Consider the following 23,224-nt stretch of genomic DNA (forward strand, 5'->3'; position numbering starts at 1 on the left):
TATAGCCCGGTCCAGTTTAGATAACGGGATCACGCCCAGAAATTTTTTACTAATCACTAAGGACTATTTACTAACTCTATATATTTCATTTGCCGAAATCATTTCCCAATTATCAGTTCTGAAAGGCGATGCCGGGAATTTTTCTTTATTGAAAAGATTAATTTGTGTGTCGTCGTCTGCCCAGCCGTAATGGACCGCAACAGGATTTTGAACCTGATCGCTGGAAACGATAATTTTGTTGTCTTTTATTATCGCTTTCGCGGAATGAAAAACTTTATCTGCGCCAGCGATTTCGAAACCTTTTAATTCATCGTTATTTGGCGTTGATAATCCGCTGCCGATGTGATCGAAAGTCAATATAATTTGATTTCCATTTATTTCCTGAGATTTATAAGTTGGACCGCTGAAAACTTGTTTTTTGTCGTAAATATTATTCAATGCAATTGCTGCCAAACGAAGTCCAACATCTTGTTTGTTAGTTGGGTGAATATCTTTTGCGTTTCCAATATCTGTGGTAACGGCCATTCCGGTATTCTTCAATTTTAAAGTTTCAGATTGTGCTTCGCGAAGTTCTGCCCAACGGCTTCCTTTTTTGCTGTTTCCTCCAAATTCATCAAAAGTAGATAATTGCACGAAGTAGAAAGGAAAATCGCCTTGTTTGAACTTTGTTCTCCAGTCTGTAATCATTAACGGAAATGCTTTTTTGTATTGATTTGCTCGCCAAACATTAGTTTCGCCCTGATACCATAAAACACCTTTTATTGCATAAGGAATTAACGGATTTACCATTGCATTGTACAATAATGACGGATAACTATTTGGCGATAAAGCTGTTTTTACAACAACTACTCTGAATTTCCATTTTCCGTCAAGCGGAATAACTTTGCTTCCTAAAGTTAACTTTAGATTTTCCGATTCTCCATAAATACCTCCGCCTCCGCCGTTATCGACAATTCTCACGGCAATTACATTTTTTCCTTCTTTTAAAACATTTTCTGGTATTTGATAAATACGTTTGACATCATATTGAAAATTTTTTCCAACTTCAATTCCGTTTACGTATGTAATATCTTCGTCGTCGATTTTTGCTAAACTCAACGTTGCTTTATTTTTAATATCTTCTGCAGAAAGTGTAATAGTTTTTCGCATCCAAACTACGCCGTCTAAATCGCCAAGATGTTGACTTTCCCATATGCTTGGCGTATTTAATTCGCCCCAGGAATTATCGTCAAAAGAAAGTTCTTTGAACGTATTTTCATTTGCTGTGCTTACTGGAGTTCCTTGAATTTTCTCAATTCTCTCGCTCATACGTTTTGCGTACAATTTTGAAATAGAATCGACATTCATAACCGGAACATCGGCAATCATGTTTTTGAATTCATCGCTTTTTTCAAATGCTTCACGGCTCGTCCAGGTTTCAACATTGGTTCCACCCCAAGATGTATTGATAATTCCGATTGGGATTTTTAATTCCGAATATAATTTTCGTGCAAAATAAAATCCGACTGCAGTGAAATTACCAACTGTTTCTTTGCTTGAAGCTTCCCATTTTCCGGCTTTTAAATTATCTTTTGGTATTCCACTAAAATCTCGCTCAACACCAAAATGACGAATCATAGGATATTCAGCATTGTTTATTTCTTTTTCTGCATTCACAGTTTTAGAAACCTGAAATTCCATGTTCGATTGTCCGCTGCAAATCCAGACTTCACCAACTAAAACATTTTTAATCGTGATTTTATTTTTCCCGATAATAACAAGTTCAAGAGGTCCGCCGGCTTTTTCAGCATCTAAATTGACAGTCCATTTTCCGTTTTTATCGGCCTGCGTTTTTTTGATTTGTTTATTGAAATGAATTTCTACTTTTTCATTGGCATCAGCAAAACCCCAAACCGGAATTGCTTTATTGCGTTGCAACACCATTCCGTCTGAAAATAGTAGCGGCATTTTTACATTGGCGTTTGCCATTATGCCACATAGAAGTAAAAGAAAGAGTGTGATTTTTTTCATTTTTTCTAATATAAAATTAAACCATATAAGGAATATAAGAGATTTAAGTTCAGCCTCACGGTTAGCTTAAATCTCTTATATTCCTTATATGGTAAATTTACTGTTTTCTTTTTACTGAATTGTTATAGCAATCTCAGTTTTGATATCTCTTGATGAATTTCCGATTTTTAAAGTATATTTTCCTGATTCGACTGTCCATTTTTTTGCTGAAACATCATAATACGCTAATTCTTTTACCGGAATTTGGATCGTAACCGTTTCTGAACTGCCCGATTTTACTAATACTTTTTTGAAACCTTTTAACTCTTTTGAAGCGCGGGTTACTTTAGAATCTGCTTTTGAAGAATATACCTGAACAACTTCTTTTCCGTCAACTTTTCCGGTATTTTTTACATCAGCAGAAAGAGAGATAATTTCATTTGAAGCATATGAAGTTTTGTCTGTTTTACCATTTTCTAAAGCAAAAGTGGTGTATGACAATCCGTAACCAAAAGGAAATAATGGCGCAATATTTTTAGTATCAAACCAACGGTATCCAATCAAAAGTCCTTCGGCATAATTAACCGATCTTCCTCCTGGGAAACTGTTTGTAGCATGCGCTGGTGAATCCATAATATTTTTAGGCATTGTCCAAGGCAGTTTTCCTGACGGATTTACTTTTCCTAAAATAACATCGGCTAAAGCATTTCCTCCTTCAGAACCATTAAACCAGCTCCAAACCACAGCAGGCGATTTTTTAGTTACTTCATCAATATCAAATGGCGCGCCGGCAATCATAACTACAATAGTTCTTGGATTTACTGCCAATACTTTTTTGATTAATTCTTCCTGTCCAAAAGGCAATTTCAAAGTTCTTCTGTCAGAAGCTTCAGTTTCATAATCACGATTTGAACCTGCAAAAATCACCGCAACATCCGATTTTTTAGCCGCTTCAACAGCTTCTTGCACTTTTGCCGGATCTAATTCGTCAATAGTTACCGGACCGTTTAATGTAATATCGCCTAATTTTCCTTTATTTTTTTCGTCATAACGTTCTAAATAACCTTCAGCATAATTGATTTTTATTGAAGAAGGCAATCTGTTTTTCAAACCTTCAAGTGGCGTAACTTCTCTTTTTGTTTTTACTCCCGCTCCAAATCCACCTAAAGAATTTTTCTTCACTGCATTGTTTCCAATTACAGCAATAGATTTAACGCCGTCCAGTTTTAATGGTAAAGCATTATTATTGTTTTTCAATAATACAATATCTTCTGCTGCAATTTTGTAAGCATCTTGGTAATGCGCTTCTGTTGCAATACTTCCTTTTGCTCGTTCGCCTCCGCCCATTGCTTTTACTTGGAACAAAACTCTTAAAATGCGTTTTACATGCAGATCAATTTCAGATTCTGAAATTTCTCCGGCTTTTACTGCCGCAATTAATTTATCTGCCAGGAAAAATTCGTTGAATGGTTTTGGTGTTCCCATTTCAATATCCAATCCACTTTTTAGAGATTTTACTGTTGAATGTACCGCAGCCCAATCAGAAACGACAACGCCTTTAAATCCCCATTCATCACGAAGGATTTTATTTAGCATATAATCGTTTTCACATAAATATTCACCTCTCAATTTATTGTAAGCGCCCATTATTGCATACGATTTTGCTTCTTTTACTGAAGCTTCAAACGCTGGAAGATAAATTTCACGAAGCGTTCTTTCATCAATTTGAACATCTACAAAATCACGATTTGTTTCCTGATTGTTTGCTGCATAATGTTTCACACAGGCCATTACATCTTTTTCCTGAAGTCCAACAATCAAAGGCACAGCAATTTTCTTATTCAAAAACGGATCTTCGGACATATATTCATATGTTCTTCCTCCAAGTGGCGTTCTAACCATATTGATGGCTGGCGAAAGCAACATGTCTTTATCTCTTGCTCGAAGTTCTTCTCCCAAACTATTTCCGAAAGTATGCGCCATTTCAGCATTCCAAGTCGCAGCCAAACCGCCTCCAGCTGGGTAATAAGTTGCAAAATCATTTGTTAATCCGGCTGGTGCCCAGCTGTCTCTGGAGATTTCCTCACGAACTCCAAGTGGACCATCGGCCATTTTTAATTCCGGAATACCTAAGCGTTCAACAGCTCCGGTACTGAACATGCTATTTCCATGTAGCATCCCGATTTTTTCCTCAAGTGTCATTTGAGAAACTAATTTATCTATTTCGGCATCGTGTTCTGAACCGATTTCTTTTCCTTTATATTCCTCTATCTGTGCATTTTCTGAAGTAGCTGTTTTTGCATCATTTTTACAAGAAGTAAATAATACAAAAACCAGAGCTGCAGACAGGTATATCATTTTGTTTTTCATTGATTGTGGTTTTTAGTTTTTGATAGTTATGTTTTTTTTAAATCTAAAATAATTATAATTTCTTGAATCTTATTGCCGCGCCACCAGCTCCTCCTAAATGCAATTTCAGAACATCTGAAGCTTTTACTGTCTTCTTTGAAATTGCAACGGCTTCCGGGTTGTGTTTTTGATCAGTTTTTTCGGCATCAACATAAATCTGTGCCTCGTAATTTGCATTAGAATCTAAGAAAGAAAGTGAAATTTCAAGCGCTCTTGGTTTTTCATTTGTCAAAGCTCCTAAGTACCAATCGGCGCTGTTTCTATCTTTTCTTGCCGTTGTGATATATTCACCAATTTTTCCTTCTAAGATTTTAGTGTCTTCCCAATCTGTTGGAACATCTTTTAAGAATTGTAAAGCTGGTTTTCCTTCGTAATTTTCTGGAAGATCGGCCAACATTTGAATTGGCGAATAAATTGTTACATACAATGCCAATTGCTGTCCAACTGTTCCCTGAATTCTTTTTCCCGGATAACCTTGTTTTACCTCAACATCAAAAATTCCAGGCGTAAAATCCATTGGTCCGGAAAGCAATCTTGTAAACGGAATAATAGTTAAATGGTTTGGCGGATTTCCTTCGCTCCAGGCGTTGTATTCTTGTCCACGCGCTGCTTCTCTTGAAACCATGTTTGGATAAGTTCTACGTTCTCCGGTATCTTTTATTGATTCGTGAAATAAAACGGCTAAATTATATTGTGCTGCTTTTTCTAAAATATATCTGAAATAATTTACTCCAAATTGCCCAAAGTGCATTTGTTTCATATTTAATTTAGAACCTACGTGACCAATTTTTACGGTATGAATTCCGAGTTTTTTGTATAATTCAAAACCATCGTCAACTTGTTTTAAATAGTTGATTAAGTTGGACCCTGTTTCGTGGTATCCGATCAATTCAATATTGTTTTTCTTTCCGTATTCCACGACTTTTTCTAAATCGAAATTATCTGCGGTTTTGGTGAAACTGAACATATGCATTCGGTTTTCATACCAACCCGGCGTCCAGCCTTTGTTCCAGCCTTCGATCAATAAATGATGGAAACCTTCTTTGGCAGTAAAATCGATATATTCTTCGGCATGTTTGGTTGTTGCGCCTTGTTTTTCACTTTCCCAAAAAGTGTATTTCCCAATATGCATTCCCCACCAAATTCCTAAATATTTATAAGGTTTAAAATAGCTGTTTGTGTTTTTTAATTTATTTGGCTCATTTAGGTTCAAAACCAAATATGAAGTAATCAATTCTCCCGGATTTTCGCCAATTTGAATGGTTCTCCAGGAAGAAGTAAACGAATCTTTTACACGAACTTTTACACCATCGGCCCACGGCACTAAATCTGATTTTAATTCTGTTCCTTTATTATTTACCAAAGTCATACTGGCAAAATCTACCAAATTTGCTTCGTGAAAACTTAAGGCTAAACCACTTTTACTTTCAATTGTTAATGGAGTTAAAACGGTATCAAGCGTACTTACCGGAGCATCTTTAAAAAGATATTCGTCGCGGTTTTCCCTGTTTGCCGGAATCCACCACGCTTTTCCATCTTCTTTTAAGTTAAAAGTCGTTTTTTCATCCATAATGAAAATACTGTCTTTTACATTTTGTTTTGGATAAACATATCTAAAAGCGATTCCGTCATCGAAAGCTCTAAACTGAATTTCCAAATTGCGTTTGTTGCCACTTTTTTGCTGTAATTGAACTGAAAGTTGATTATAATGATTCCGAATATTTTTCTTTTCTCCCCAAACTTGTTCCCAAGTTTCATCAAATGTTGAAGTTTTAACTCCTTTAATTTCAAGATTTGAACTTAAATCTTCATTTCCTTTCAATACAAATCCCATATCCGATGGAGAAATCACTTCGATTTTTCCGTGTGAAACAGCATATTTTGGCGCGTTTTTTACCAGTTCGAATTTGATTTTATTTTGTCCGTTTGGCGATGCTAATTCATAAACATTTTTGTTTTTCTGACCAAAGCCAATTGAAACTGAAAGTACAAAAGCAGGAAGAATGAGATATTTTTTCATGATATTTTTTTTAATTCATTTTTAATAAATCGGACGAAAATTAGGCTTTCGCCCGATTTAGAAACTCAATAAAAACTATTTTTTGTTGGCTATTCTCTAAAACAGACAACTATATATTTAAAATAATTGAACTATCATTTCAAGACTATATATTCTTCTTTTACTTCTTCTAAATATTTAAAGCCTATAAACTTATTATTCTGCTGTAATTACAATTGTTGCCGATTTTAATCCGTTTGCTTTAGCGGTTAGTTCCAATCTTCCCGATTTAGTATCCGATTGAACGATCACTAAGCATTTTCCGTTCAAAGCAGTATGTTTTGAACCTTTGTAAGACTCGTGACTTACCGGATCACCGCTGCAAACGCCTACTATTTTTCCGTTTCCTTTTAAAGAGAAATTGATTTCATTATTTGCATTTGGCGCCAAAGTTCCATTTGCATCTAAAATATCTACTGTTACAAATGACAAATCATTTCCATCTGCCTTAATCGTGCTTCTGTCTGCAGTCAATTTTAAATTATCAGGATTTGCGGCCGTTTTTATTTCGGTTTCTAAAACTATTTTTCCGTTTTTACGAGAAACTGCTTTTAATATTCCGGCCTGATAAGGAATTCTCCACATTACGTGCAAGTCGTCTCCTTTTTTACTTCTGATTCCGACAGATTTTCCGTTTAAGAAAAGTTCAACCTCGTCCGCTTTATTATAATAAGCCCAAACATCAACGGTTTGCCCTGCTTTCCAATTCCAATGTGGAAAAATGTGAAGTACGGTTTTGTCTGTCCATTCACTTTGGTACATATAATAAACGTCTTTCGGGAAACCGGCCAAATCTACAATTCCGAAATATGAACTTACCGATGGCCATTCGTATGGAGTTGGTTCTCCGATATAATCAAAACCTGTCCAAATGTACATTCCAGAAAGGTAATCGTGTTTTTTAATGACTTTCCAAGTTGCTTCGTGCGTAGAACCCCAAGGCGCCTGAACTTGATCATAAGCCGAAACGGTGTTTCCTGGATTTCCATCTGTAAATTTAAGATCCCAACGAAGTGGCCATTTTTTTACAACATCAGAAGCATTGTCATAATAACCTCGTGTTTCTAATCCAGAAGTTGTTTCAGTTGCTATAAAAGGTGTTTTTGGGAAATTTTCTTTGTGATGTTCATAGGTTTGATGCGCATAATTGTATCCAATCAAATCCAAAACTCCAGATGCAGCAATTGGGTTAATTTGAACATTCTTTTTCTCGAATTGCAAAGTAACTTCATCGATATTCATATTAACCGGCGGATTCATCGCTGCAGTAAGTGGTCGTGTTTTATCATAATTGCGAACAATTCCAGCCAATTCTTTTGCAATCTGGACTCCGGTTTCGCTCCATTGATCCGGAATTTCATTTCCAATACTCCAAATAAAAACACTCGCATGATTGCGATCGCGAAGCAATTGGTCGATCAAGTCTTTTTTATGCCATTTCTCCCAATCATTTGCGTAGTCGTATTTCGTTTTATTTGTTTTCCACATGTCAAAGGCTTCATCCATAACAATGAAACCCATTTTATCGCAAAGATCTAAGAGTTCTGGAGCCGGTGGGTTATGAGAAGTTCTAATTCCGTTTACACCCATTTCTTTCAGAATTGCTAATTGGCGTGCGATTGCGCGAGTGTTGATTGCAGCACCTAACGGACCCAAATCATGATGCATGCAAACTCCTTTAATCTTAACTTGTTTTCCGTTTAAAAGGAAACCTTTTTCAAGATCAAATTTAAAATCTCTGATTCCAAAATTAGTTTTGTATTGATCTACAACTTTATCGTCAACTAGAATTTCGGTAATTGCTGTGTATAATTCCGGTTTATCAACTGACCATAAAACAGGATTTCCAACTTCAATATTTTGTTTGATAGTATGATTGGCATTCGCATCAATGGCTATTTCTTGGCTAGCCGATTCTACTCTTCTAAGATCATTTCCCGTACCATAAAAAATAGTGGTTGTTACAGTTGCTTTTTTTGAAGCTTTGTTTTGATTCTGAATCGTAGTTTCAATATTAACTGACGCTTTTTCAGCAGTAACTTTTGGCGTTGTTACATAAGTTCCCCATTGTGCAACGTGTAATTTATCTGTGGTTTCGATCCAGACATTTCTAAAAATTCCGGAACCCGAATACCAGCGTGAATTAGGTTGCTTTGAATTGTCAACCTTTACAATAATTTCGTTTTCTTTTTCGCCATAATTCAAATAAGGTGAAATTTGATATTGAAAACCAATATAGCCATTTGGACGTTTTCCTAAATAATGACCGTTTATCCAGATTTCACTGTTTTTGTAAACGCCGTCAAAAGTGATTGAAGTTATTTTTGTACTGTCTTCTGCCGCAACTTTAAATGTTTTTTTGTACCAGCCTAAACCGCCGCTTAAAGAACCTCCGCCATATCCGGCTGGGCTTTTTTCATCAAATTTTCCTTCGATGCTCCAATCGTGCGGAACATTTAACGTTCTCCATTTTGTTGAAGCGCCAATGGTATCTTTATCAACGATGCTATCATTGAGATGAAAACTCCAATCAGAATTAAAAGAAACTTTTCGGCTGCTGAAGGCCTCTTTGTTTTTCTTGCATGAACTGAATAATGTAATTACTGCCAGCATTACTAATGTCAGGCTACCGCTTAGATATTTTCTTTCATTCTTCATTTTGATATAATTTTATAGTTTTTGAAAAACAAATATAAACATAGCGACAAGTGACTGTATCAATCACCTACCGGTTAGTTTATATATCTAAGTGATTTAGGCTTTGATTTATATTAAAAAACAATCGAACAAACACTTTCCCAGTTGAACTTTCTTCGTTATAAACACATTGATGCTCTGGATAACTAATCTAAGTTTACTATTTAAAACTTATAATTAAACAATATTTTCTTATGGTTAATTAGACCACAAGTATAAAACTAATTTTCTATTTTGACAAAATATCAAGTCGTTTTTTTTATAAATTCAAATTTATAAGCACTTATTATTGCTAATTCATAATTCATTTTCTTAAAATTAGATATAAATAACAACGAAAAACATTTTGTCAATCAAGGATTAAATCACAAGGGCATTTTTTAAACTCGTCTTAATTTTTTCCAGCATCGAAATGGATAAATCTAATTTCAGAAGAAAAATGCTGCACATGAAATTATTAGTCGCTGTAGATGAAAAACAACAAGATATTTCGCACTAAGCAGCAAAATTGTATAAATTTGACGCTGAGATTTATTATAAACTCACGCAAAAAGGATTTAATTTCGAATTTTAAACACTGATTATAAAGCTGTAATGACATTTCCTTCTCCTAGAAAACTCGAAAAACCAGACAGCAGTACAGCCATTGATGGCATTACAATTGACTGCGTTATTTTTGGATTCAATAAAGCTAATTTGGAAATACTTTTAGTGCAGCATGCCGAAGGGGAAAGTATTGGGAAATGGGGTTTGCTTGGAGGTTATCTAAAAAAAGAGGAAAGTGCAGATGAGGCAGCACAGCGAATTGTTTATGAACTCACTACTCTTGAAAACATCTACTTAGAGCAGCTGAAAGCTTTTACAAATCCAAATCGTGTCAGCGAAAGACGTGTAGTAACTATTGGCTACTATACTTTGGTAAACCGTGAAGACTATAACATCAAAGCAAGTCAAACAGTAATTGAAGCAAAATGGTACAAAATCAATGAGATTCCAGATTTGATTTTTGACCACAATGAAATTCTGGATTTTAGTTTAATGCAACTTCGAAACCGCGTGCGACAGGCACCAATTGGTTTTAACCTATTGCCTGAAAAATTCACTTTATTACAATTGATGCATCTTTATGAAGAAATTCTCGGAATTGAATTGGACAAATCGAATTTCAGACGAAAAATTCTTCATATGAAACTCCTTGTTGCACTCGACGAAAAACAACAAGATGTTTCACATCGGGCCGCAAAACTCTATAAATTTGATCCTGATATTTATAAAAAACTGACTGAAAAAGGTTTTAATTTTGAATTTTAGCGTTTCTTTTGAATCTCAGTTGCCAACTATCGGGCAACTACATTTCAGAATCCAAAACTTTGCGCTATCTTTGCGCCTTAATAACATGCGCTAAAGCAATTGCTGCAGTGCAATTTATACTCAAAAAAGACTTAAACTCGATTAGAGAACTGATATATTAAAATGAAGAAGATACGTAACTTTTGCATTATTGCACACATTGACCACGGTAAAAGTACATTAGCAGACCGATTATTGGGCGCTACACAAACCGTTACAGCTCGTGAAGAAAAAGCACAATTGCTTGACAACATGGATTTGGAGCGCGAGCGTGGAATTACCATAAAAAGTCACGCCATACAAATGGAATATACCTACAAAGGGGAAGAATATATTTTAAATCTAATTGATACTCCTGGTCACGTTGACTTTTCATACGAAGTTTCAAGATCGATTGCTGCCTGCGAAGGTGCGCTTTTGATTGTTGATGCTGCGCAAAGTATTCAGGCACAAACTATTTCGAACTTATATTTGGCTTTAGAAAATGACTTGGAAATTATTCCGGTTTTGAATAAAGTCGATTTACCAAGTGCTAACCCAGAAGAAGTTAGTGATGATATTATTGATTTGCTTGGATGTAAATTAGAAGATATTATTCACGCTTCTGGAAAAACAGGTTTTGGTGTTGAAAATATTTTGGCTGCCATTATCGAAAAAATTCCAGCTCCAAAAGGAAACCCGGAAGAACCATTACAGGCTTTGATTTTTGACTCGGTTTACAATCCGTTTCGTGGAATCGAAGTAATCTTTAGAGTTGTAAACGGTGAAATCAAAAAAGGGCAAAAAATTAAATTCATGGCTACGGACAATGAATATTTTGCTGACGAAATTGGGACTTTAAAATTAAATCAGGTTCCTAAAAATGTGGTTTCTGCGGGAGATGTTGGATATTTAATTTCAGGAATTAAAGAAGCACGCGAAGTAAAAGTTGGTGATACGATTACTGATGCAAAAGTGCCGACTACGAATATGATTACTGGTTTTGAGGATGTAAAACCAATGGTATTTGCTGGAATTTATCCAGTTGATACTGAAGATTACGAAGATTTGCGTTCTTCTATGGAAAAACTGCAATTGAATGATGCTTCGTTGGTTTTTGCTCCTGAAAGTTCTGCGGCATTAGGATTTGGTTTCCGTTGCGGATTCTTGGGAATGCTTCACATGGAAATTATTCAGGAACGTTTAGAGCGTGAGTTCGACATGACTGTAATTACTACAGTTCCTAACGTTTCTTATTTGGCTTACACCAAAAAACACCCAGAAACGCCATTAGTTGTAAACAACCCTTCTGATTTGCCGGAACCTTCAAAGCTAGACAGAGTTGAAGAGCCGTTTATCAAAGCAACTATCATTACTAAATCTGACTTTGTTGGAAACGTAATGAGTTTATGTATCGAAAAACGTGGTTTAATTACCAACCAAACCTACTTAACAACAGAACGTGTTGAATTAAATTTTGACATGCCATTAGCGGAAATCGTATTCGATTTTTATGACCGTTTGAAAACCGTTTCTAAAGGTTATGCCTCTTTCGATTACTCTCCAATCGGAATGAGAACTTCGAAATTAGTTAAATTGGACGTTCTTTTGAATGCACAAACTGTTGATGCACTTTCTGCATTGATTCACGAAGATAACGCATACAACATCGGTAAAAAAATGACCGAGAAATTACGCGAGTTAATCCCAAGACAGCAATTCGACATTCCGATTCAGGCTGCAATTGGAGCAAAAATTATTGCTCGTGAAACGATTAAAGCACTTCGTAAAGACGTTACCGCAAAATGTTATGGTGGAGATATTTCGCGTAAGCGTAAACTTCTTGAAAAACAGAAAAAAGGTAAAAAACGTATGCGTCAGGTAGGAAACGTTGAGATTCCGCAAGAGGCGTTTATGGCTGTTTTGAAACTTAACGACTAAGCTTTATAAGAAAGAATCCAGAAACAAGATTATATATTAAACCCGATAACTTTCGTTATCGGGTTTTTTGTTTTTATGCTGAAGGCTGCGTAAAAGACCAACCCGCTATAATTAAGTCCCGAACGACTTCGTTTCTTTCCGCTCCATCTTCCAGCGTATAAATATCATGTCCGACAACAAAAGACTCTGTCATTTTCTTTGATCCATAAATTCCGCCAAAAATCATTGCAAAAATTCCTCCCACTACAACAAACGGATTAAGCAACATGAAGTTATAAACCAAAAGAGAAATTGCCGCCACAATAGCAATTCCTGTTATTAACTGTGACTTAGAAGTTGATTTTTCATGAATTGTTTTACAAGAAGAACATCTTGGAATTCCGATTAAAATTTTAGAATATTTAACCGATCGGTATACGATAATATTAGTTCTGTCTGCTTCTACAAAAAGCGGTACAAAATAGCACTCGTTCATGCTTTTCATATGATCTCGTTCACAGTAGGTACATTTGGTTTCGTGCGGTTCGAATCTTTTATAATGTTCATTAAAAGAGTAATTTTCAATCATAAATTTAGTTTTTAAATTAGTCTGAAGGTAAAATTTGGGATAAAATATATTTAAACAATAAGCCCGGGCCGAAAGAAAACAATAATGGAATAAGAATTTCTAAATTCAAAATAGTACTTCTTCCTTTAAAATAGAAACCGCAGGCAAAAGGCATAATCACAGCGGCTATAGCATAACCAACCATTCCAGGAATTGGATGATCCTGATTTCCATAATACCCACAAAAACAAGCAACTACAATAGATATCAGAATTATCAAACCATCATTTCCACCAAACATACCCAAGAAAGTTGTAATCATAATCACAGCACCAAAAGCAACATTGCTTCTTTCTTCACTTGCTTTGGCTTCTTTAGTTTCTTCATAAAGATCATCTTTATGACTTTTGATTACTTTTGTTAAAAGTTCTTTCGCTGTAACAGGATCATAGCCTAACCGAATTAAATCAATCAGTTCCTGATTCGCATCAAAAGTTCCAGCACGAAGTTTTTTTTTAATTTCTTCTTGCTTCGAATACGAAAAATCAGTCTGCATTTGGTTTGTTTTTAGTTGCGTTAAAAATACATCTTTTTTTAAATCAGCTACTAAAGGGAATAAAAATAATTAACAAGATAGTTCCTGATATTTCAAAACTGTCTCAATTTGGGACAGCTTTTTTATTTACTAAAATTTTGAACCTTTGTATCTTTGAACCTCTAAACCTTAGAACCTTTAAAAAAAATGCTCGACGAAACTCCAAAACGATTTGATAGAATTGTTGCCATTCTTATCCAATTACAATCTAAAAAAATTGTAAAAGCACAGGAATTGGCTGATCGTTTTGAATGTAGTCTGAGAACGATTTACAGAGACATTCGAACACTTGAAGCATCTGGAGTTCCTATTTACAGTGAAGCTGGAGTTGGTTACGCCTTAATGGACGGTTACAGATTACCACCAGTAATGTTCACACGCGAAGAAGTGAGCAGTTTTATTGCTGCCGAGAAATTAATGCAAAAATTTACTGACCCTTCTTTGGGAAGTCATTATGCTTCGGCGATGTATAAACTGAAATCGGTTTTGAGAAGTACAGACAAAGATTATCTTTCGAATATTGAATCACGAGTTGTAATGAGCACGGCTGAACCCATGTTTAATGAAAATTCACCAAATACCTTATCTCTTCTTTTTGAAGGTATTGCAGAAAAAAAGCAAATTTTGCTTTCATACAAAACGTTTGATGCCGACGAAACTACACAAAGAAACATAGAACCTGTGGGCGTTTTTCACGACAATAATAACTGGTATTTTCTAGGATATTGCCATTTGCGACAAGATTACCGTCAATTTAGAACCGACCGAATTCAGGAAATTAAGAAAACAGAATTTGACTTTACGATTGAACATGATGCTTTGGAAACGTATTTAACCAAAACAGAAAACTGTCCAACAACAAAAGTGAGGATTTTAGTAGAGAAGAAAATTGCAAGATATTTGACAACAGAACGCAAATATCATGGTTTCGTTTCCGAAAAGGAAATAGGCGATCAAATTGAAATGACTTTTATGTCCCGAAGTGTGGAAGAAGGTTTTCCACGCTGGTTTTTGATGTTTGGTGATTATGCCACAATCCTCGAACCAGAAAGTCTAAAAATTAGAACTTTAGAATTGCTGGAAATCAATAAACAAAGGCTTTTATAGAAAAAAAACTCCTAAAGAAACTAAGTTGCATTAGGAGTATTTTTTGATTTCTATTTCTGTTTTACAACATTATAAAAATTATAATCTGTATTTGAGGCGTCTGTAATTCCGATATTTCGACCCATTGTTACAATCTGGCCTCTATGGTAAGTTCCGTGATTGATAACCTGAAGCAAATAATCAGCAATTGGTAGTTCGCATTCAAACCACGGATTAATGATTTTAACTTCTCTCGCTAAATCTTCTTCAGACAATGAATTGATCAGATGTTTCAATTTTGTAGATGAATTTAATAAGCCTGCGAAGATTTCTTCTTTCGATAATTCATTTTCTGGTTTCTTTTGTAACATATCATTTTCAGAAATAACAGAAAACCAATATTCTTCGGTAGACCAAATATGATCTAATGTTTTTACAATAGTCGAAAAACTCGAAGGAACTTCTGCATACAACAATTCATCAGATTTCGGCGAAAGCCAATTCACGAATTGCTGGTTTACCCATAAATTATAATCTGCATAATTGGTCATTATCTTTTTTAAGCTCATAGCCATTAATTTTAGATTTATTCAATAAAGTTACAATTTTGTCTAATTATCTTTCCCAAAAAAATGGAGGTTCGATATTTAAGGCTCTTAAATAAACATAAGCCTGTCCACGGTGATGCACTTCATTATCAATAAAATACAAAATATTTTGAATAATCGGGAATTCATATTGTCCGAAAAGATTAAAGGTTTCGCTAAAATCTTCTACAGATAATTGTTCCCAATATTTGTTGATTTCTGCTGTCGCTTCATCCCATTTTTCAAGATATTGCGCTTTAAAAATCAGTTTTTCTTCTGCTTCATTATAAGGCTCGCTTTTACGGTTTACAATTCCTTTTAATGCCGGAGCTGCGATTGCTAAAAGTTCGTCAACTAATTTTGCGAAAGGACGCATTCCACCGATTGAAAATTCGAAGAAATCTTTCTCTGGAAAAATCTCAATTAAACGACGTGTAAGAGCGCGGTGACCTTGCCAGTGTTTCAATAAATCTTCTGAAGTAATTACTTGTGCTTCTAATGTTTTCATGATTTTAAGGTTTTAAAGTTTTGATACTTCAAAAGTAAAATGGGCTGGTGACAACAGTTTGTCAGCAGGAAAAAATAATTTTATTTTTTTATTAGCTGGAAAAAAACTTGGTCACGATAGTTATCAAGATAGCATCTCAGTCCCGATAATCATCGGGATAGCATCTTAAAAAAAACCTTTGTACCTTTGCGCCTTAATAACTTTGGAACTCAGAAGAAATGATAGAAGATAAAAATCCGCAACGTACCAGTTTAGCACAATTAGGCGAATTTGGTCTTATTGACCATTTAACCCGAAACTTTGATGTTACACAAGAATCTACTTTAAAAAGTATTGGCGATGATGCCGCAGTGTTAGATTTTAAGGATAAAAAAGTTGTTGTTTCTACCGATTTATTGATTGAAGGCGTACATTTCGACCTGGCTTATATGCCTTTAAAACATTTAGGTTACAAAGCAGTTGTAGTAAATGTTTCTGACATTTGTGCCATGAATGCGAAACCAACTCAAATTACAGTTTCTGTTGCTGTTTCTAATCGTTTTCCGCTGGAAGCTTTAGAAGAATTATTTGAAGGAATTACGCATGCTGCAAAAGAATATAAAATTGATGTTATTGGCGGCGACACAACCTCATCTCAAAAAGGATTAATTATTAGCATCACAGCAATTGGTGAAGCAGATGAAAATGAAATTGCATACCGAAATGGAGCTAAACAAACTGATTTGCTTGTTGTTACTGGAGATATCGGTGCGGCTTACATGGGATTGCAGGTTTTAGAACGTGAAAAGCAGGTTTTTCAGGTAAATCCAAACAGTCAGCCGGATTTAGATCCTTATACTTATTTGGTAGAAAGACAATTAAAACCAGAAGCACGTACAGATGTTCGCACACTTTTACATGCTCTTGAAATAAAACCAACTTCGATGATTGATATTTCTGACGGATTATCATCAGAGATTATTCATATCTGCAAACAATCAAAAGTGGGTTGTAATTTATATGAAGATAAATTGCCATTGGATCCACAATTTATTTCGACTTGTGAAGAATTCAATATTGACAGTACAACCGTTGCGATTAACGGTGGTGAAGATTATGAACTTTTGTTTACAATCGACATCAATGATTTCGATAAAATAAAAGGGAATCCAAATTTTTCAATTATTGGCCATATGACAGAAGAAAATGAAGGAATTCATCTTGTTACTCGTGCAAATACAAAAATTGCTTTAAAAGCCAGAGGATGGGATGCTTTGAGCGAATAATTTTGAAAAGACTCAAATAAAAAAAATTCCAAATTCAAAATGGCTTAATTAGCATTTAGAATTTGGAATTTTATTTTTTGAGTTTTATATCTAAAAAAGGCCCTTGCTTTTTGCTTCTTTCAAAAGTTCTTCATCAGATCCTGTTCTTATTTTCAGCAATTCTTTCAGATTAGTTTTTCGTTTTTCAATCGCTGCTAAAGAAATCGGAATATATTGCGACATATCCTCCGTTTGTGTACCTTTTGATAAATGAAACAAAATCTGTTTATCAAACTCATCGATTTCAATAGAATTATGCGGAGATTGATTCACCATTTTCACTACAGACTGACTGTAATATTTTTCATTTTTCATTACTTTATCAAACGCAAAAAGAAGTTCATCAAAAGTCAGATCATTTTTAATAATCAAGCCATTTGGGTTAATTGTCCTGATAATCGTTTTTATTTTGAGCAGCTCTGTATACATCGTAAGCAGAATCACTTTGCAATCTGGCATTTTTTTCAAAATCAATTTAGCCAGATCTTCGCCTGAAAAAATTTCTTTTTCTTCATAAGCAGGCATACTGATGTCCAAAAATGCAACATCAAATTTTGGTGTCGATTCATTTTCCAACAAATCATAAGCAGATCTACAATCATAAGCCTGAGCTATATGAAACTCATATTCTTTGGGATTATAACGCGTTATCGCATTTTTATATCCCTCAATAATAAAAGGGTGATCGTCGACAATTAGAATGTTTCGCGTGATTAAGTGCGAAATGGGAGCAGATAAATCAAATGTCATTATTATGCAGGTTAATTTTTTGATCGATTGGGACTTTAACAACTAGAAGTGTACCTTCTCCTTTGGCAGATTTTATCGTAACTGTACCCTTACATTCCGTCGCCCGATATTGAATATTTTGCAATCCAATACCATTTTTAGTTCGTTTTGCATTAAATCCAATTCCGTCATCTGCGATTGACAAAACTAAATAATTTATTTCACTTTTAAACTCAACTGTAATGGTATCAGCATCTGCATATTTATTACAGTTTTGTAGTGCCTCTTGTATAATTCTATACAAATTAATTTTGACGATATTGCTTACCAGATCCCATTTTATATTAGAATCAAATGTCGTAATTAATTTTGAATCATAAGTATTTCTCTGATCTTCAAACAGTTTCATCAAAATCGCAACAAAATTATTAATTAATTCTGATTTTTCTCTATTTAAATCATGTGAAATTTCACGAATATCCTCTTCAATATGCTTAAGCTCAGTTAAATACTTTTTCCTTTTCGCGCTAGCCTGAGCTTCATCAAACTTGTCGAGGCTGTCTAGACTGATTCTAACCCCAAACATTCTGCCTAAAACACCATCATGCAATTCCTGTGCTACTTTTTTCTTTTCTTTAATTCGGGTTAGCTCGATTTCATTTTGCTGCGAAATCATCAGATTGTAAATATCTTCATTTGCAATTTGATGCTGCTGCTTAAAAAGTAATTCTCTGTTTTTTGCCTGTTGTGTTTTATAAACGTAAAAAAACAAGCCCACTAAAGTACAAATACTGAATACATAAACTAAAGTCCTGTTTTTTTCCTGTAGATTTGAATTCTGATCCTTTATTTCATTGGTTTCATATTCAATTCTGGAGAATTTCTCACCCATTTTTCGTTCTGCTTTCAACATTTTATCATTCAACTGAATATATTCAACAGAATAAATGGAGGCATTTTTTGGGTCAATAGTAGCTGTCTGTTTAAGCGCCTCTAATGTATTGACCAATTTACTTGATGTTCGCGACAACGCCAAAGCTTGTTTTGAAAACTGAAGCGCCTTAAAAGTATCTTTTTTAAAAGCGAAATATTCAGATAAATGTATTTTACAAGATACAACTCCAGAAGAAAGACCAAGGCTATCTCTAATTCTTAACGATTTATAAAATAAATCCGGTAGTTGGGTCGATTCCCTTAGTTTAAATTTAGAATAACCTAAATTGTCCAGCAAAATAGCATACAAACCAGCCCTGTCTTCAAAAAGGTTTTTTTCCTTTAAACCACGTTCAAAAAAAACTTTGGCCTGACTGTAATTCTTCATATTCATATAGATAAAACCAATATTATTCAATGAAGCTGCCCTGTATTGCAATTCTAATGGTATTGATTTATCGTCTAAAATCTGCAAAGCTTTATTTTGAAATTCCAAAGCCTTTTCAAATTCTTCTCTTTCATTGTAAAGAATTCCCAAAAGATTATAGCTTTCGTAATAAAGGTCGTTTACTTTTTTTTGTTTCTTTAAACTGCTTAAAGCTTTAAAAACAGCTATTTCACTCTCAAAGAAATCACCTTCATTGTATTGCAGACTCGCTTTATTTAAAAATGTTTTTGCCAAATTATACTGATCATTCATTTTCAGATAAAACTTTTCCGCTTTAAAATAATACAAAAAGGCACTGTCAGAAACAGACTGAGAATCATAATAATCCCCCAGATACGTATAGGCTTTTGCCATATGGACAGAATCTTTAGACTTTTGTGCTCTTTCTAAAACTAAATTCGTCGTTTTCAGATAACCTTTCCAATCGCTCATATTATAATAACGATTGGCAATCTTAAAAAGATTCACTTTATTGAGGGAGTCGTCTTCCATATCTAAAACGACACGGAGCGCTTTTTGATTATAATTTTGCTTCACACTTAAAGGAAGATTATTTTCGTTTGCCAACGAAAGGTAAACAGGAAGACTATCCTTGGGAGAAGTTAAATCTTGATCTGATTTTGCATTTTTATTGCATGCAAACAAAACAAAAAATAAAAGTAATAGTATTTTACATTTTTTTTTCAATTGTTTCTTTTGAGTTTTACCAAAAATAATAAAACTATAGACACAAAAAAAGGCCGTCAATAAATTGACAGCCTTTCTGCACATCTAAACTTACGTTTAGTCTATTTTTTTATCTGATCCAAAAGCTTGATTCACACTAGAAAAGTTTGATTGGCTATTATTTAATGTTTGATCGTTTGTTCCGTGAAAATCAAGTTTTTTTGTTCTTCCTGTCGCACCGCCGTCAATTATCGTATCAGAATCTGCTAAATAAGTTGGATTTTCTGGAGCTGCAAAAGAAGTTGCAACCATTACTAAAGAAAATAATCCGAATGTTAAAGCTGTTTTTTTCATGATCTGAGGTATTAAGTTTTATTTGATTTTTTTGTTTTTGGGGCTGACCGCTCTCTGCGAATCGTTGGTGTAAAATTATACCCGTAAACAAAAAAAATTTACATGACAAATGGAGTTTATGGTAGATCATGCCCAAATGATAGTCACTGGGCGTCAAATCCATGTAAATACTTAATATTTAGACCTCTATGTAATTTCCAGCGGAGAAATTTGCAATGATTAAATCTACATTTGCTTTATAAGTTTTGGAAAAAGGGATCTTTTTAGGCGAGTTTTTTATGTAACAAACTGAGTTTCCGTTATGAATTCGGGAAATGTAATTTTGATTGATAATATAACTGTTATGAATTCGTACAAACGGATGTACTAAAATACTTTCAAAATGCTTTAAGGTTTTAAAGGCCGTCACCATTTCGCCAGAACTTAAATAAATATCTGTAGAATTATTATCTGCCTGAAAATAGCAAATATCGGCTGCATTCATATAGCGATAATCACCGTATGATTTTATGCAAAGTATAAGTGGTTGTTCAATTATTTGAGGCACTTGAACTTCTTTAACAACAATTGGAGTTTCCTGCTCAACGCTAATTGTATTCATTTCTTCTTTTAAAGGCATTATTGGAGTCTCTAAAGGATTTTCTGTAACAATATCGGCCGAAGGTTCGACTTCAGCATTTTTTTGCGTTTTTGACTCTATTGCAAGCTTTTCTAGTTTTAAAAGTGTTTTTACAAGATCAACATGTGTAAGAGGTTTCAAAATATAATCAAAAACGCCATACTGAATTGCGTCAAAAGCCAAATCCTTTTTTAAGGTTGTAACAATTATTTTTGGAACAACTGACAAATAACGATACAGTTCGCCCACAAAAGCAAGTGATAAATTACCTGAAGAATTTTCAGAATCAATTTCTAAAAAAACAAACGAAGGTTTATACTCTAAAACCAGATTTAATCCCTGCTGATAATTCGTAGCCGATCCTATAAAAGTCAATTCTGAAAAACCTTCTGCAACAATTCTGGTTTTCAAAACACTCTCAGCGTCATTGTCAATTATAATGTAGGAATATTTTTTCAATTTGGTTTTAAGCAGTTTTTAAAATGAACCAAGACTTTTGGTCTTCAAATTCATTTTCTAATTTTAATGTATGATGCGCAATTAAATTTACGCATTTCATTTGTGCAAACATTTCATTGTTAACACATTACACTAAAATGTTAATACAAAAAGCTGAAATGCATAAAAGTTCGATGAAATGCATTTTCAAAAGTAAAAAAATCCCAAACTCTCCCGAGACTTCGGGATGGAATTTGGGATTTATATAGTGTTAATTAAAAAAATTACATTTTCATCAACCAGTTTTTCATTGAAACTTCGTTTTCGATAATTCCTTTTAATTCAGAAATCTTAACACGATCTTGTTTCATTGTATCTCTATGACGAATTGTTACTGTTTCGTCTTCAAGAGTTTGGTGATCTACTGTGATACAGAAAGGAGTTCCAAGAGCATCTTGTCTTCTGTAACGACGACCCACCGCATCTTTTTCATCATAAGCAACGTTGAAATCCCATTTCAAATCTTCAATGATTTTTCTTGAAATTTCTGGTAATCCATCTTTTTTAACCAATGGAAGAACCGCTGCTTTAGTTGGCGCTAAAACTGCAGGCAATTTCAGCACTGTTCTTGACGAACCATCCTCTAAAACCTCTTCTTGCAACGATGTTGCAAAAACAGCTAAAAACATACGATCTAAACCCACTGAAGTTTCTACTACGTATGGCACATAGTTTTCATTCAATTCAGGATCAAAGTATTGCAATTTTCTTCCTGAATATTCTTCGTGTGCTTTTAAGTCAAAATCAGTACGAGAGTGAATTCCTTCTAATTCTTTAAAACCAAATGGGAAGTTGAATTCAATATCTGCAGCTGCATTTGCGTAATGCGCTAACTTTTCGTGATCATGAAAACGATAGTTTTCTTTTCCTAAGCCTAAAGATAAATGCCAGTTTAAACGTGTCGTTTTCCAGTGCTCATACCATTTCATTTCTTCTCCTGGACGAACAAAAAACTGCATTTCCATTTGTTCAAATTCACGCATACGGAAAATGAATTGTCTTGCAACAATTTCATTTCTGAACGCTTTTCCAGTTTGAGCAATTCCAAAAGGAACTTTCATACGACCAGATTTTTGAACATTTAGAAAGTTTACGAAAATACCTTGTGCCGTTTCTGGACGCAAGTATAAATCCATTGCATTTTCTGCAGAAGCACCAAGTTTTGTTCCAAACATCAAGTTAAATTGCTTAACCTCTGTCCAGTTTTTAGAACCTGTTTCAGGATCAGCAATTTCAAGTTCCTCAATTAATGCTTTAACATCGGCTAAATCTCCAGCACCTAAAGAACGTCCTAAACGCTCTCTGATTTCTCTTTCTTTAGCAAAATATTCAATAACGCGAGCATTTGTAGTTACAAATTCTTCTTCATTGAATGCCTCTCCAAAACGTGCTTTTGCTTTTTCGATTTCTTTTTTAGCTTTCAGATTAATTTTTTCAGCATGATCTTCAACTAAAACGTCAGCTCTATATCTTTTTTTAGAATCTTTATTGTCAATCAAAGGGTCGTTGAAGGCATCAACGTGGCCTGAAGCTTTCCAAGTTGTTGGATGCATCAATATCGCCGCGTCTAAACCGACAATATTTTCATTCATCTGAACCATTGATTTCCACCAATATTCTCTAATATTCTTTTTTAATTCGACACCATTTTGTGCGTAATCATACACTGCACTCAATCCATCGTATACTTCGCTCGACGGAAAAATAAATCCGTACTCTTTTGCGTGCGAAACCACATTCTTAAATAAATCGTCTTGTTTTGCCATAGTGATGCAAAAATATAAAAAGTACTTTTAAAAAAAAGAAAAATAATAAAGATTGGAGTTTGAATTTCGTTAGTTTTGTAACTAAATTCTTTCTATTTGTGTTTAAATCTATAATAAATCTGTTTTTCCCAAAAGTTTGCACCGGATGCCGCCAAATTTT

General features: G+C 34.4%; 17 protein-coding genes and 1 pseudogene. 5 read left to right on the plus strand and 13 right to left on the minus strand.

The genetic code is table 11. The features are described from left to right. Window positions 1-63 precede the first annotated feature (63 nt). The 4 genes from ACWA1B_RS01370 to ACWA1B_RS01385 form a co-directional block, all read right to left on the minus strand. A complete protein-coding gene (locus ACWA1B_RS01370) occupies window positions 64-2,010 on the minus strand; it encodes a sialate O-acetylesterase (protein ID WP_456904060.1) in 1,947 nt (648 codons plus the stop codon). Window positions 2,011-2,121: 111 nt separating this feature from the next. After that, a complete protein-coding gene (locus ACWA1B_RS01375) occupies window positions 2,122-4,359 on the minus strand; it encodes a glycoside hydrolase family 3 C-terminal domain-containing protein (RefSeq protein WP_456904062.1) in 2,238 nt (745 codons plus the stop codon). 52 nt (window positions 4,360-4,411) lie between these two features. After that, complete coding sequence (locus ACWA1B_RS01380; protein ID WP_456904064.1) at window positions 4,412-6,418, minus strand: glycoside hydrolase family 97 protein; 2,007 nt, start codon at window positions 6,416-6,418, stop codon at window positions 4,412-4,414. Between the two features lie 195 nt (window positions 6,419-6,613). Continuing rightward, on the minus strand, window positions 6,614-9,115 hold the full coding sequence (locus tag ACWA1B_RS01385) for a glycoside hydrolase family 2 TIM barrel-domain containing protein (RefSeq protein WP_456904066.1): 2,502 nt from the start codon (window positions 9,113-9,115) through the stop codon (window positions 6,614-6,616). Window positions 9,116-9,560: 445 nt separating this feature from the next. Between ACWA1B_RS01385 and ACWA1B_RS01390 the strand changes: the two are divergent. From ACWA1B_RS01390 to lepA, 3 genes and pseudogenes are all read left to right on the plus strand, one after another. Next, window positions 9,561-9,728, plus strand: a pseudogene (locus ACWA1B_RS01390) (NrtR DNA-binding winged helix domain-containing protein); the annotation flags it as partial. Between the two features lie 20 nt (window positions 9,729-9,748). Beyond that, window positions 9,749-10,465: an NUDIX hydrolase gene (locus tag ACWA1B_RS01395; RefSeq protein WP_456904068.1), complete on the plus strand. Its 717-nt coding sequence runs from the start codon at window positions 9,749-9,751 to the stop codon at window positions 10,463-10,465. A gap of 162 nt (window positions 10,466-10,627) precedes the next feature. Further along, window positions 10,628-12,424, plus strand: coding sequence for a translation elongation factor 4 (lepA, locus tag ACWA1B_RS01400; protein ID WP_456904070.1), 1,797 nt, complete (start codon window positions 10,628-10,630; stop codon window positions 12,422-12,424). A gap of 73 nt (window positions 12,425-12,497) precedes the next feature. Here the strand turns inward: lepA and ACWA1B_RS01405 are convergent, their stop codons facing one another. Further along, window positions 12,498-12,992 (minus strand): hypothetical protein, encoded by a 495-nt coding sequence (locus ACWA1B_RS01405; RefSeq protein WP_456904072.1) that lies wholly within the window; start codon window positions 12,990-12,992, stop codon window positions 12,498-12,500. Between the two features lie 16 nt (window positions 12,993-13,008). Beyond that, the gene (locus ACWA1B_RS01410) at window positions 13,009-13,527 is read right to left on the minus strand and encodes a hypothetical protein (protein WP_456904073.1); all 519 of its coding nucleotides are present in this window, start codon (window positions 13,525-13,527) and stop codon (window positions 13,009-13,011) included. A gap of 186 nt (window positions 13,528-13,713) precedes the next feature. Here ACWA1B_RS01410 and ACWA1B_RS01415 point away from each other — a divergent pair, with 186 nt between their 5' ends. Next, window positions 13,714-14,673, plus strand: coding sequence for a helix-turn-helix transcriptional regulator (locus ACWA1B_RS01415; protein ID WP_456904075.1), 960 nt, complete (start codon window positions 13,714-13,716; stop codon window positions 14,671-14,673). 50 nt (window positions 14,674-14,723) lie between these two features. Here the strand turns inward: ACWA1B_RS01415 and ACWA1B_RS01420 are convergent, their stop codons facing one another. Both ACWA1B_RS01420 and ACWA1B_RS01425 read right to left on the minus strand, forming a co-directional pair. After that, on the minus strand, window positions 14,724-15,221 hold the full coding sequence (locus tag ACWA1B_RS01420) for a DinB family protein (protein WP_456904076.1): 498 nt from the start codon (window positions 15,219-15,221) through the stop codon (window positions 14,724-14,726). Between the two features lie 46 nt (window positions 15,222-15,267). Further along, a complete protein-coding gene (locus ACWA1B_RS01425; protein ID WP_456904078.1) occupies window positions 15,268-15,747 on the minus strand; it encodes a DinB family protein in 480 nt (159 codons plus the stop codon). A gap of 218 nt (window positions 15,748-15,965) precedes the next feature. Between ACWA1B_RS01425 and thiL the strand changes: the two genes are divergently transcribed. Next, window positions 15,966-17,012: a thiamine-phosphate kinase gene (gene thiL, locus ACWA1B_RS01430; protein ID WP_456904080.1), complete on the plus strand. Its 1,047-nt coding sequence runs from the start codon at window positions 15,966-15,968 to the stop codon at window positions 17,010-17,012. Window positions 17,013-17,102: 90 nt separating this feature from the next. Here thiL and ACWA1B_RS01435 read toward each other — a convergent pair whose 3' ends face one another. From ACWA1B_RS01435 to ACWA1B_RS01455, 5 genes are all read right to left on the minus strand, one after another. Then, window positions 17,103-17,801, minus strand: coding sequence for a response regulator (locus tag ACWA1B_RS01435; protein ID WP_035652933.1), 699 nt, complete (start codon window positions 17,799-17,801; stop codon window positions 17,103-17,105). Beyond that, the gene (locus ACWA1B_RS01440) at window positions 17,791-19,848 is read right to left on the minus strand and encodes a tetratricopeptide repeat-containing sensor histidine kinase (RefSeq protein ID WP_456904082.1); all 2,058 of its coding nucleotides are present in this window, start codon (window positions 19,846-19,848) and stop codon (window positions 17,791-17,793) included. Before ACWA1B_RS01440 ends, ACWA1B_RS01435 begins: the two co-directional genes overlap by 11 nt. Before the next feature lie 96 nt (window positions 19,849-19,944). Beyond that, on the minus strand, window positions 19,945-20,181 hold the full coding sequence (locus ACWA1B_RS01445; RefSeq protein ID WP_035652931.1) for a hypothetical protein: 237 nt from the start codon (window positions 20,179-20,181) through the stop codon (window positions 19,945-19,947). Between the two features lie 178 nt (window positions 20,182-20,359). Continuing rightward, the gene (locus ACWA1B_RS01450; RefSeq protein WP_456904084.1) at window positions 20,360-21,259 is read right to left on the minus strand and encodes a LytR/AlgR family response regulator transcription factor; all 900 of its coding nucleotides are present in this window, start codon (window positions 21,257-21,259) and stop codon (window positions 20,360-20,362) included. 263 nt (window positions 21,260-21,522) lie between these two features. Next, on the minus strand, window positions 21,523-23,064 hold the full coding sequence (locus ACWA1B_RS01455) for a glycine--tRNA ligase (protein WP_456904086.1): 1,542 nt from the start codon (window positions 23,062-23,064) through the stop codon (window positions 21,523-21,525). Between the last annotated feature and the right edge of the window lie 160 nt (window positions 23,065-23,224).

It is taken from the genome of Flavobacterium xizangense, from assembly GCF_054075145.1.

Bases quoted from the DNA above. Each gene is read 5' to 3' on its own strand.
- thiL (WP_456904080.1), top strand. From the start codon at position 15,966: ATGATAGAAGATAAAAATCCGCAACGTACCAGTTTAGCACAATTAGGC.
- ACWA1B_RS01445 (WP_035652931.1), bottom strand. From the start codon at position 20,181: ATGAAAAAAACAGCTTTAACATTCGGATTATTTTCTTTAGTAATGGTT.
- ACWA1B_RS01410 (WP_456904073.1), bottom strand. From the start codon at position 13,527: ATGCAGACTGATTTTTCGTATTCGAAGCAAGAAGAAATTAAAAAAAAA.
- ACWA1B_RS01415 (WP_456904075.1), top strand. From the start codon at position 13,714: ATGCTCGACGAAACTCCAAAACGATTTGATAGAATTGTTGCCATTCTT.
- ACWA1B_RS01455 (WP_456904086.1), bottom strand. From the start codon at position 23,064: ATGGCAAAACAAGACGATTTATTTAAGAATGTGGTTTCGCACGCAAAA.
- ACWA1B_RS01370 (WP_456904060.1), bottom strand. From the start codon at position 2,010: ATGAAAAAAATCACACTCTTTCTTTTACTTCTATGTGGCATAATGGCA.
- lepA (WP_456904070.1), top strand. From the start codon at position 10,628: ATGAAGAAGATACGTAACTTTTGCATTATTGCACACATTGACCACGGT.
- ACWA1B_RS01425 (WP_456904078.1), bottom strand. From the start codon at position 15,747: ATGAAAACATTAGAAGCACAAGTAATTACTTCAGAAGATTTATTGAAA.
- ACWA1B_RS01395 (WP_456904068.1), top strand. From the start codon at position 9,749: ATGACATTTCCTTCTCCTAGAAAACTCGAAAAACCAGACAGCAGTACA.
- ACWA1B_RS01420 (WP_456904076.1), bottom strand. From the start codon at position 15,221: ATGAGCTTAAAAAAGATAATGACCAATTATGCAGATTATAATTTATGG.
- ACWA1B_RS01435 (WP_035652933.1), bottom strand. From the start codon at position 17,801: ATGACATTTGATTTATCTGCTCCCATTTCGCACTTAATCACGCGAAAC.
- ACWA1B_RS01385 (WP_456904066.1), bottom strand. From the start codon at position 9,115: ATGAAGAATGAAAGAAAATATCTAAGCGGTAGCCTGACATTAGTAATG.
- ACWA1B_RS01375 (WP_456904062.1), bottom strand. From the start codon at position 4,359: ATGAAAAACAAAATGATATACCTGTCTGCAGCTCTGGTTTTTGTATTA.
- ACWA1B_RS01405 (WP_456904072.1), bottom strand. From the start codon at position 12,992: ATGATTGAAAATTACTCTTTTAATGAACATTATAAAAGATTCGAACCG.
- ACWA1B_RS01380 (WP_456904064.1), bottom strand. From the start codon at position 6,418: ATGAAAAAATATCTCATTCTTCCTGCTTTTGTACTTTCAGTTTCAATT.